General features: G+C 55.1%; 3 protein-coding genes. 2 read left to right on the forward strand and 1 reads right to left on the reverse strand.

Annotated features, from left to right (window positions below; translation table 11 throughout):
• The first annotated feature begins 77 nt into the window (after positions 1 to 77).
• Complete coding sequence (locus RCH93_RS15520) at positions 78 to 3809, forward strand: chemotaxis protein CheB (RefSeq protein ID WP_306549332.1); 3732 nt, start codon at positions 78 to 80, stop codon at positions 3807 to 3809.
• Positions 3810 to 3975: 166 nt separating this feature from the next.
• Positions 3976 to 5703 carry a PAS domain-containing sensor histidine kinase gene (locus RCH93_RS15525; RefSeq protein WP_306549333.1) on the forward strand — a complete coding sequence of 576 codons (1728 nt, stop codon included), beginning with the start codon at positions 3976 to 3978 and terminating at the stop codon, positions 5701 to 5703.
• Positions 5704 to 5788: 85 nt separating this feature from the next.
• Here RCH93_RS15525 and RCH93_RS15530 read toward each other — a convergent pair whose 3' ends face one another.
• Positions 5789 to 8530 (reverse strand): PAS domain-containing sensor histidine kinase, encoded by a 2742-nt coding sequence (locus RCH93_RS15530; protein WP_306549334.1) that lies wholly within the window; start codon positions 8528 to 8530, stop codon positions 5789 to 5791.
• Positions 8531 to 8616: the final 86 nt, after the last annotated feature.

Consider the following 8616-nt stretch of genomic DNA (forward strand, 5'->3'; position numbering starts at 1 on the left):
CGGCCCTCGGCCTGGGGTGAGGCCGGACTGAACGAGGCCGTTGCCTCACCTCCTCATTATGAAAGAGCGTTGTCGATATGCCTGCTAAACGAAGGAAAACATCTGCGGCCCCACCCACCCATTTTGTCGGCATTGGCGCTTCTGCCGGAGGGCTGGAGGCAATCGAGACCTTTTTCAAAAACATGCCGTCCAAGAACAACCTGGCCTTTGTGGTGGTGCAGCATCTTTCCCCCGATTACAAAAGTCTGATGGTCGAGTTGCTCACCAAAAAAACCGAAATGCCGGTGCATCGCGCCGAGGAAGGCATGGAGGTGCTGGCCGGCAATGTCTATCTCATTCCGCCGAAAAAGAACCTGACCATCTTCAACGGCAAACTGCTGCTTAACGACAAAGAAATCAACCAGGGCATCAGTCTGCCGATTGACATTTTCCTGCGCTCGCTTGCCGAGGATCAGGCGGAACGGACCATCGCCATCATTCTTTCCGGCACCGGCAGCGATGGTACCCGGGGGGTTCGCGCCATCAAGGAATTTGGCGGTATGGTGATGGTGCAGACCGAGGAGAGCGCCAAATTCGACGGCATGCCGCGCTCCGCGATCTCCACCGGCGTGGCCGATTTCATTCTTCCACCCGAGGAAATGCCGGCTCAGTTGCTGGCCTATGTCGCGCACCCGTACGTTTCCGGCGAAAAGCATGCAGACCCGCTGCTCAAGGATGCAGACGGCCTGACCCGCCTTTTTGCCGAATTGCGCGATAAAACCAAGGTGGATTTCACCTATTACAAACCCAGCACCATCACCCGAAGGATTGAACGGCGCATGTCGGTCAACCAGATCGGGGATTTTGAGGAGTATGTTCGCTACCTAAAAAATTATCCGGGCGAAGTGATGTCCCTCTATCGGGATCTGCTAATCGGGGTCACCAATTTCTTCCGTGATCCCGAGGCAATGGCCGAACTGGAGGAACGATGGCTGCCTGAGCTGTTCCTGCGGGTGAAAAACCGGGAGATACGCTTTTGGGTGGCGGGCTGTTCCACCGGAGAAGAGGCCTATACCATTGCGATCCTCGCCAAAGAGGTCATGGAAAAATTGGGGATCAGTCGCGATGTGAAGATATTTGCCACCGATATTGATCGGGACGCGATTATCACCGCCGGCGCCGGCATGTATCCGGAGAGCATCATCGGCGATTTATCCCCTAAAGTGGCCGCAAAATATTTTTACCACAAGGCGGACAAGTTGCAAGTGACCCGGCATCTCCGGGAAATGGTGGTTTTTGCCCAGCACAACCTGATCAAGGACCCACCGTTCACCAATATCGACCTAGTGACCTGCCGCAATCTATTAATTTACCTACAGCCGGTGCTACAACGCAAAGCCTTTGAAATGTTTAATTTTTCCCTGAATTCCCAGGGTGTGCTCTTCCTCGGGACCAGTGAAACCATCGGCGACATGACCGATTGCTTCGAACCGCTCCATCAGAAACACAAGATCTACCAATCCAAAGGGAAATCGCAGCAGCTCCATCGGGACGTGGCGATGACGGCAAGGGACGGAAGTTACCCGGCGCCCTACACCTACGGGGGACGGGATCGTCGACGGGGCGATACGGAAGGCAACAGAATTATAAAAAATTACCTGGAAGTTGCCTCGCGCCATTATCTGCCGCTTTCGGTTATCGTCAACGAACGGATGGAGGTCATCCATTTTATCGGCAACACCGAGGGCTATTTTTCCTTGCCTTCTGGACCGACGGATTTCACGATCACCAAGCTGGCGCCCAAGGACCTGGCCATCCCCCTGGCCACCGGCATCCAGAAGGTGTTTCGCACTGGGGAGGAAATCGTTTACACCAACGCCCGGCTGCAGCGCAAAAACGAAGAGGTCACCATCCGCATCCGCATCCTGCCCTTTCCTGAAATCAGAGGGCAGGATCCTTTGGCAACTATCTTTTTGGAAGAGATTAAACGGTCGACGAGCGATCAGGCGCCGACGGCAGCCTATGACCTCGGCGAGGAGGCCCAGCAGCGGATCAAAGATCTCGAGCAGGAACTGCAATTCGCCCGGGAAAACCTCCAGGCGACCATAGAAGAGCTGGAAACCTCCAACGAAGAACTCCAGGCGACCAACGAGGAGCTGCTCGCCAGCAACGAGGAACTGCAAAGCACCAATGAAGAATTGCAGAGCACCAACGAGGAACTCTACACGGTCAATGCGGAGCACCAGAACAAAATCATCGAACTGACCGAGTTGAACAACGATGTGGACAACCTCCTTACCAGTTCCCAAATCGGCACACTGATGCTCGACGAGGATCTGGAAATCAGGAAATTCTCAGCTGAAATCGCCAATGTATTTCATATCATGGAAAAGGATATCGGCCGTCCCCTCACCCATATTGCCCACCGGTTGGTCGACTTTGATCCGTTTGCGGCCGTGCGGACCGTGCAGGCGACCAATCGGCCGGTTGAGCAAGAGGTCGGCGCCGCTAACAACCAGTGGTACCTGATTCGTATTCTGCCCTATGCCATTGCCCCCAAGATCTACTCGGGTGTGGTGCTGACCCTGGTCGACATCACGGAAACCAGAACCACCCAACGTCATCTGGCCGACAGCCAGCAGACCACCCTGGATATCAGTCAATTCATACCGTCAGGACTCTTCATCTACGCTGAAAACAGCAGGGGCGAATTGGTGCTTGAGAGCACCAATCCTGAAGCGGAAAGGATAACGGGTATTCGTGCAGCGGAATGGGCGGGAAAAGCTTTTGATGAGATTTGGCCCGAAGCTGGACGACTTGGCCTTTCAAGCCAGTTTTCAGAAGTTATGAAAACAGGAAAAACCTGCTACCTGGAGGCGTTCCATTACCAGTCCGAGCATTTCTCGGGGGTTTTCAGGATCCGTGCTTTTCTGCTTGCCGACAAGCGCCTGGCCGTGAGTTTCGAAGATGTCACCGAACGGGTCAAGGCACAGAAAGCCCTGTTGGAATCACAGCAATTCACCCTGGCAGTGATGAACTCGCTGGCTTCCCACGTCTGCGTAATCAATGAAGAGGGCACGATTATCTCCGTCAATGAAGCTTGGCGCATGTTCGCTGCGGCTCATCCGCCCATTCGCGGCAATAGTAATGAAGGCGCTAATTATTTGACGATTTGCGACCAGGCAGAGGGTGCGGATGCCGAAACGGCACAAGCGTTTGCCGCCGGTATTCGCGACGTTTTGCAAGGCCGGATTGATCAGTTCAGCCTGGAGTATCCTTGCCACTCCGATGAAGAACAACGATGGTTTATCGGCCGGGTGTTACGTTTAAAGGGATATGGCAATATCCATGCGGTGGTAGTCCACGAAAACATCACCGAACGCGAAAGGATGCGCCAGGAGCGCGAGAACAGGGATCGCGAATACCGCAATCTTTTCGAGACCATGGCACAAGGGGTGATCTATCAGGATCGTGCAGGCCGGATTATTTCCGCGAATCCTGCTGCTGAGCGCATTTTAGGGTTGACCGGCGATCAGCTAAAGAATGTAACCTCAATGGATCCCCGCTGGCGGGCGGTTGACGAAAAGGGGGAATTGCTGCCCGGTGAACAGCATCCCGCAATGGTGGCTCTACAAACCGGCGAACCGGTTTTCGGGTTTATCATGGGGGTGCATAGTCCGAAATTTGAAACTCCCCGCTGGATACTGGTTAACGCCACGCCCCAGTTTCACCCGGGAGAGGCCGATCCCTATCAGGTTTACACCACGTTTGAGGATATCACCGAGCGTTGCCGTTTATTCAGCGCCCCTGCCGGCCCTGGTTGCATTTAGAAGAGGTCCGTTGCCGGACGCGACAGCAAAAGTGACGATTGGCCGGCGGTTGTTTTTTCAGCCGCTGATATAACGGCCAGGTGGCCCCGGAGCCCCCCCGCTCGGGGGGCATTCATTTGCACGACCCAGAAATAAAACTAGTCTTTTCAGGCTATTAATTGACCGCATGACTAAGAATAAGAAAAAACACCTCGATGATCTGCGCAGGCGGGCCGACGCTCTGCTGTCGTTGACGCCGAATTCTTCCGGCATGGCGCCGACGGATGATGTCAATCAAATCGTCCATGAACTGCAGGTGCAACAAATTGAGCTGGAACTGCAGAACGAGGAATTACGCAGCACCCAGAGCGCCTTGGAAGAAAGCCGCGCCAAGTATATGCAACTCTATCACCACGCGCCCGTGGGGTATGTCGTGCTTGATTATTCCGGAATCATCATCCAGGTCAATGCAACCTTTGCGATGATGGTCAACCGTGATCGTCCGCAAATGTTAGGCAAGCCATTTCACGAGTTTCTCCTCAGCGAGGATCGGTCAATTTTCCTGGCTCGCGCCAAAGCTTTTTTCAAGAATCCAGTCGACAAGTATCTTGAGCTCCGGATCGGCAACGCGACAACTTCGACTCGTTATGTCAGCCTGAGGGCCACCCCTGGTCACCGCCCCGAGGAAGGTCAGTCGCCGCACCTTGAGGAACTGCTGCTGACGGTCACCGACATCTCCGACCGGAAAAGAGCGGAAGAGGCTTTGCGGGCATCGGAGCAGTTCGCTCGCTCGACCGTGGATGCCCTGGCCGCCCATATCGCCATCCTGGATGCGACCGGTCATATTGTTGCCGTCAATCGTGCCTGGAGGGATTTTGGCCGCGCCAATCAAGCCGAGCCTGCAGCGGTCAGCGAAGGCGTCAACTACCTTGCCGTTTGCCGGGCGGTGCAAGGCCACGAAGCCGAAACTGCCGGAGTTTTTGCCGCCGGGATTCTCGCTGTTCTTAAAGGAGAGCGAGATACTTTTTCCCATGAGTATGCGTGTCACGGGCCGATGGCAAACAGGTGGTTCATTGGCCGGGTCAGCCGCTTTTCCGATGGAGAAGTGGTGCGGATAGTGGTTGCCCATGAGAACATTACCGAGCGCAGGCAGCTCGAAAACAAGAACTTGCTGCTGCAGCGACAGGTCAGCCAATTGGAGAAAGAGGAAAGCCTGGGCCGCATGGCTGGGGCGATCGCCCATCATTTCAACAATCTTTTGACTGCGGTCATAGGAAATATTGAAATGGCTTTGGAGGATGTGCCTCGGGGGCAGGGGCTGAGCAGGATGCTGACGGCCGCTTTGAGCGGAGCAAAAAGAGCTGCGGAGATAAGCGGCAAAATGTTGACCTATCTTGGGGTTAATTCAACAAAAAAAGAACAGCTCGATCTTAGTGTAATCTGTCGTCAGAGTCTTCCTCTGCTGCAGATGATAACGCCGAGCGGGGGAACGATGCACGCCGATTTTCCCTCCTCAGGCCCGGTGGTCTTCGCCGACCTCAGCCAGATACAAGTGCTGCTCACCAATCTGGTCCACAATGGGTGGGAAGCCTGCGAGGGAAAAGACGGTGCCCTTCATCTGGCAATAAAAACGGTCGACGCAGCAGACATTGTCGGTCAGCACCGCTTCCCCTTTGGATGGCAACCGCAAACCGAGAAATACGGCTGTCTGCTCGTCCAAGACAACGGCTGCGGGATAAAAAACGAGGATTTGAGCAAAATTTTCGAGCCGTTTTTTTCCAGCAAATTTACCGGTCGGGGCATGGGTCTAGCCCTGGTCCTGGGTATTCTCAAGGCGCATAACAGTTGTGCAACCGTGGAAAGCAGGCCTGGGGGCGGGACAACCTTTCAGGTGTATTTTCCTGTCCAAGGCTGACCTGTTGCAGGTGAACGGAACCAGCGGATCATCCAGGAACCGCAGGCCGTCGGCTGCAAATTTCTGCAACCGATCCAGATCGTTTTCAGTGCAGATGCTGGTTGAGCGCGTCCCTGATTTTGGAGGCCAGCTCCTTCTTGGAGAAGGGTTTTTCGAGAAATTGCACGCCGGTGTCCAGCACCCCATGGTGGGCGATGACATTGGCGGTGTAGCCCGACATGAACAATGGGGCGATGTTGGGATGCAGGGCCACTATTTGACGGGCCAGGTCGCGGCCGTTCATCCCCGGCATGACCACATCGGTCAACAGTAAACTGATGACGCCGTCGAACGATTCCGCCAGGGTCAGGGCCTCCCCGGGAGTGCTTGCCGGCAGAACATGATAGCCCAGGCGCTCGAGCATGGTTGTGGTCATTTCCAGAATAGCCGCTTCGTCTTCGACCAGGAGGATGGTTTCATCGCCGCGTTTTACCGGTTGCGCCGCGCCATTCTCGGCCACGAATGCGGACGTAGCCCGATGCCGCGGCAGGTAGATCCTAAAAGTCGTCCCCTGAGCGGGTTCGCTGTAGACATTGATGAAGCCATTGTTCTGCTTGACGATGCCATACACCGTGGCCAGCCCGAGGCCGGTTCCTTTTCCCGTTTCCTTGGTGGTAAAGAAGGGCTCGAAAATGTGGCTCAGCGTTTCCATGCCCATGCCGCACCCATTGTCGCTCAGGGCCAGCTGGACATAGTCGCCGGGAATATAGCCTTGGTGAGCGGCACAGTACCGGGCGTCGAAGGTGGTGTTTGCCGTTTCAATGGTGATTTTGCCGACCCCGGCGATGGCGTCCCGTGCATTGACGCAGAGATTGGCTAGAATTTGATCGAGCTGGGAGGGATCCATTTTGACCTCCCACAGGTTCGCTTTCGGCAGCCAGACAAGATCGATATCTTCGCCGATGAGCCGCTGCACCATGTTGAGCATGCTCGAGACGACCTCGTTGAAATCAAGGACCTTGGGGGCGATGGTCTGTTTGCGGGCAAAGGCAAGCAATTGCCGGGTAAGGTTGGCGGATCGGACAGCGGCCTTGTAGATATGCTCCAGATCGGCATAGAGCGGCAGTGAGGGGTCCACACTCTCCTGCGCCATTTCTGTGCGGCCGAGAATGACCCCCAGCATATTGTTGAAATCATGGGCTATCCCCCCGGCAAGGCGGCCCACGGATTCCATCTTCTGCGCTTGCAGCAACTGCATCTGCAGCCGCTCCCGTTCCGTCTCGTTCTCTTTCTCGGCGGTAATGTCTCTAAATTCAACGACTCTGACCTGCTTTCCTTTATAGGGGATGTTTCTCGCTTCAAGCCGCAGGGGATACTCCTCGCCGTTTTTCCGTATGCCCAAAGCTTCATAGGGGTGTTCATAGCCCGCCAGGATGTTGGTCTTCACCATATCCCGGGTTCTGGGGGCGATCAGCAACAGCCCATCCATGCCGATGAGTTCGGCGACGGAAAATCCGGTGATCTCGGCAAGCCCCTGGTTGCATTCTAGAATCCGGCCCTGATCATGGATGGTAATGCCCCCGAAGGAGGCATTGTGCAAGGCCTTAAAACGTGCCTCGCTCTCTTTGAGGTTTTCTTCGGACCTCTTCTGCTCGGTTATGTCCCGAAGAAAAACAACGCACAACCCGTCTAATGCGGGGCTGCACTGGGCTCTGATCTCAACGTCGAGGAGGATTCCGTCCTTGCGGCGATGCCGGGTGAAAAAACGGTCTTCCTGCTTGGATATCAAATGGCGCATGTGGCTAGCCGTTTCATTCGCGGTTTCCTTTGCCTCCAGATCGCTGATGTGCATGGAGAGCAGTTCCTGTTCCGTATAGCCGCTCATCCGGCAGTACGTTTCGTTCGTTTCAAGAATGCGGCCATGCTCGTTCACGACCCAGAAGCCGTCCATGGCTGTCATGATGATCGCTCGGTGGCGCTCATCGCTCTCACGCAGTGCCGCCATCGCCCGTTTGCGTTCGGTCAGATCGACACCCAGACAGGTCGCGTCGACGATATTGCCGAGGATGTCCTTGCTGAGCACATTGGACCAGGCCACATTGCGCAGCTCGCCGGCCCTGGTGACGATCTCGTTTTCGTAATTTGAAAAATCAAGGATACCCTCCTGCTGCATGACGGTAAGGAAGACGGCCCGCATCTGCTCCCTTAGATGAGCAGGTATGAACAGATCAAACCAGTCCCGGCCAAGGACCTCGTGTTCCTCCCATCCGACCAATTGCAGAAAATGGGTATTGGCAAAGAGTATTCGTCCCCCCGGATCGAGACTGATGCCGATGAGCGGGACGGAAATAATAATATTGCGCCATTTTTCCTGGGAACGGATCAATGCCTCTTCCGCCTGTTTCTGCCGGGTAATGTCCTGGAATATGCAATAGGTCTGCTGGAAATTCCCCCGGGAGTCTTTCCCTATTCTGCCGTTGAAGGACACATGCACGAAACTGCCGTCTTTTTTCCGCATCTCGAATTCCACCCCGAGGATTTCGCCCACCGCCTTGAATCGGGGGAAATTTTCCTTGAAATGGTCCTGCCAGTCGGGATGGAGAAAATCGCCGAAGTTGTGACCAACAACCTCCTCCTGGCTGTATCCCAGGGCATCAAGCCAGGCCTGATTGACCGAGACAAAACAGCCGTTTTCGTCAAGAGACTGGTAGCTGAGCGGCGCCCGTTCGTAGAGCTGCCGCAACGAAATGTTTTCGGCTGTGAGGCGGGCATTGTGGGACTCCAGCGCGGCGAGTCTGGTTTCAAGTTCATGGATGCGCTCGCCAGTGGATGGCATCTGTTGGTTCATGCTCCCTCGGAGTTTTTTTTGTGGGTTGGATCAGGGATACCAAGCGTATTGTTGGATCGCAAGCGGCGTAACCGCTGCACTTTTTT

This window comes from Desulfobulbus sp., from assembly GCF_030824455.1.
In the GTDB taxonomy this organism is placed as follows: Bacteria; Desulfobacterota; Desulfobulbia; order Desulfobulbales; family Desulfobulbaceae; genus Desulfobulbus.

Coding starts and splice junctions, on each gene's coding strand:
- RCH93_RS15520 (WP_306549332.1), top strand. CDS start 78: ATGCCTGCTAAACGAAGGAAAACATCTGCGGCCCCACCCACCCATTTT.
- RCH93_RS15525 (WP_306549333.1), top strand. CDS start 3,976: ATGACTAAGAATAAGAAAAAACACCTCGATGATCTGCGCAGGCGGGCC.
- RCH93_RS15530 (WP_306549334.1), bottom strand. CDS start 8,530: ATGAACCAACAGATGCCATCCACTGGCGAGCGCATCCATGAACTTGAA.